Below are 2,061 nucleotides of genomic sequence, written 5' to 3' on the forward strand. Positions count from 1 at the left end.
CGATCGGCTTCTCCGGTACCAGGTCTTCACCACGGAAGATACGCATGGCTTTCGGCGCCAGGGCGAACCAGGTTTTGGCATGGAACAGGCACGCCAACCCTGTTTGATCTCGACAAGTTTCTCCATCAGGGGGGGGCGCTGGCCAGCCTGCCGAAGATCCGGGCCGGATTCACCATCATGATCCCCGAGCTGCCCACCGATCCAAGTGATAACAAGTCCCAGTGGGTGCGCCAGTCACCGGACAGTTCCATCTATATCTTCGGTCAGGTCGGAGCCCCCGGTCGCTATGCCTTCAATGAGCAGATGGGCTTTATCGACATCCTGTCGGCCGCCGATGGTCCGACTGCGGCGGCGGATCTGCGCAATGTGCGTATCGCCCATCGCAGTGGCAGCACTGCGCGGGTCAGCAAGCTCGATCTTGCCCTCTACTTTGAAACTGGCGATGAAACCTTGCTGCCCAAGGTGCTGCCCGGCGACTCCATCTATCTGCCGGAGAAGAATCGCCCCTGGCTCGACGAGCCCAAGGAGAACACCATTCGGGTGTTGGGGGCGATTGCCCGTCCCGGTCGCTACCGCTTTGACTCCTCCATGACCCTGCTGGATCTGCTGGCAGAGGCGGGGGGCCCGACCAGCAGCGCCTATATCAAGAAGATTGTGGTGATCAACATGGCCACCAGTGGTCAGGGGGATCAGGCCCGCAGCTTCGATCTCGACGGCTTTGCCAAAGAGCCCGACTTTAGCCAGTTGCCGGTGCTGCGTGCCGGGGACACCGTCTTTATCCCTGATAGCAAAAGCAGCAACTGGGCCATCTTCATGGATGGCATGCGCGACATCCTGACCACGATCTCGGTGGTGGCCCTGGTCGGGACGCTTTGATATGAGCATCCCCATTCAATATCTGGAGCTCGAATCCCTCTACGCGGCGACGGTCGCCCGGGGGATCCGCTCGCTGGCGGTCACCTCGTCGGAAGGGGGGGAGGGGGTGAGCTCCATCTGCGATGCGCTGGCAAGGCGCTCGGAGGCGGATGGGCTGCGCACCCTGCTGGTGGATCTCAACCTCTATCATCCCGGCCGCGCCACGGCGGTTGCCTGGGGGCCCAATGATGTGCCCGAGCCGGTAGCCACTGGCCGGTCGTTGTCGCTGCTCCCGGCGCCGGGCAAGGATCTGATGGCCTTTCGCAACAAGGATACCTTGCGCCAATTGCTGGTTCGCTGGCTGGAACATTACGATGTGGTGATCTTCGATACCTCGCCGCTCACTGCCCTCAATCGGGGTAATATTCCGGCCGATCAGGTGTGTGGAGCCTGTGAAGGGGCGCTGCTGGTGGTATTGGCCGGGGTGACCCCGACGACCGTGGTACAAAGTGCGGTGGATAAACTGACCCGTGCCGAGGCCAATCTGATTGGCGCAGTCTATAACGACAAGCTCAACCCGGGGCTGGCCAGCGAGATCCTGCGCGAGCTCAACCGTCTGCCCAGTAACCGGGTGACCGAATGGCTCAAGCGCTGGTGTCGGCGCAGTGCCTTGCTCAATTTCCGGATCTGATCGCCCGCTGATGGAGGCCCGATATGGATGACTGGTTGCGATCTGCTCCGGCAACCCTGCAGGCGGTGCGCGAACTGCGCAACCGGCTGGCGCAGGGACTCTCCCTGTTTCAGGTCTCCCCAAAGGATCAAGCCAACTGGTTGCTCTGTTTCAGTGAGCTGGCCACCAATAGCGTCAAACACACCGTCCCTCCCGCGACCCGGCTCTGGCTCACGCTGAAAGAGGATGAAACGGGCTTGAGTTTGATACTGGAGGATGATGGCGGCCCGCAACCCGGTCTTGCCAGTGCGCCGTTACCCGATGAGCTGCAGGAGGGGGGATACGGGCTGGCGCTGGTGCACCAGCTGTTTGCCGAGGTGCACTTCTCTCGCAACGGTGAGCGCAATCGCGTGACTCTTCGCCAGCAGGGCTCGGTCAACCAACTGCCGGTGCTCGCGGTGATCGACGATGACAAGGTGATGCGTGCCCTGCTCACCGCCTATCTCCATGAGCACTACCGGGTTGAAAGTTATGCC

Annotated in this window: 3 protein-coding genes and 1 pseudogene; 3 read left to right on the forward strand and 1 reads right to left on the reverse strand. The window is 61.6% G+C overall.

Going from position 1 to position 2,061, the window contains the following annotated elements:
• Positions 1–94: pseudogene (locus tag AB5Y92_RS05365) on the reverse strand (fumarate reductase subunit C); the annotation flags it as partial.
• 83 nt (positions 95–177) lie between these two features.
• Here AB5Y92_RS05365 and AB5Y92_RS05370 point away from each other — a divergent pair.
• From AB5Y92_RS05370 to AB5Y92_RS05380, 3 genes are all read left to right on the forward strand, one after another.
• On the forward strand, positions 178–876 hold the full coding sequence (locus AB5Y92_RS05370) for an SLBB domain-containing protein (RefSeq protein WP_368225869.1): 699 nt from the start codon (positions 178–180) through the stop codon (positions 874–876).
• 1 nt (position 877) lies between these two features.
• Positions 878–1,546: a tyrosine-protein kinase family protein gene (locus tag AB5Y92_RS05375; RefSeq protein WP_005360129.1), complete on the forward strand. Its 669-nt coding sequence runs from the start codon at positions 878–880 to the stop codon at positions 1,544–1,546.
• Between the two features lie 23 nt (positions 1,547–1,569).
• On the forward strand, positions 1,570–2,061 hold a 492-nt coding region (locus AB5Y92_RS05380), incomplete at its 3' end, for an ATP-binding protein (protein ID WP_368225871.1).

Origin of the sequence: Aeromonas sp. R1-1, from assembly GCF_040908495.1 — a bacterium.
Classification (GTDB): domain Bacteria; phylum Pseudomonadota; class Gammaproteobacteria; order Enterobacterales; family Aeromonadaceae; genus Aeromonas; species Aeromonas veronii.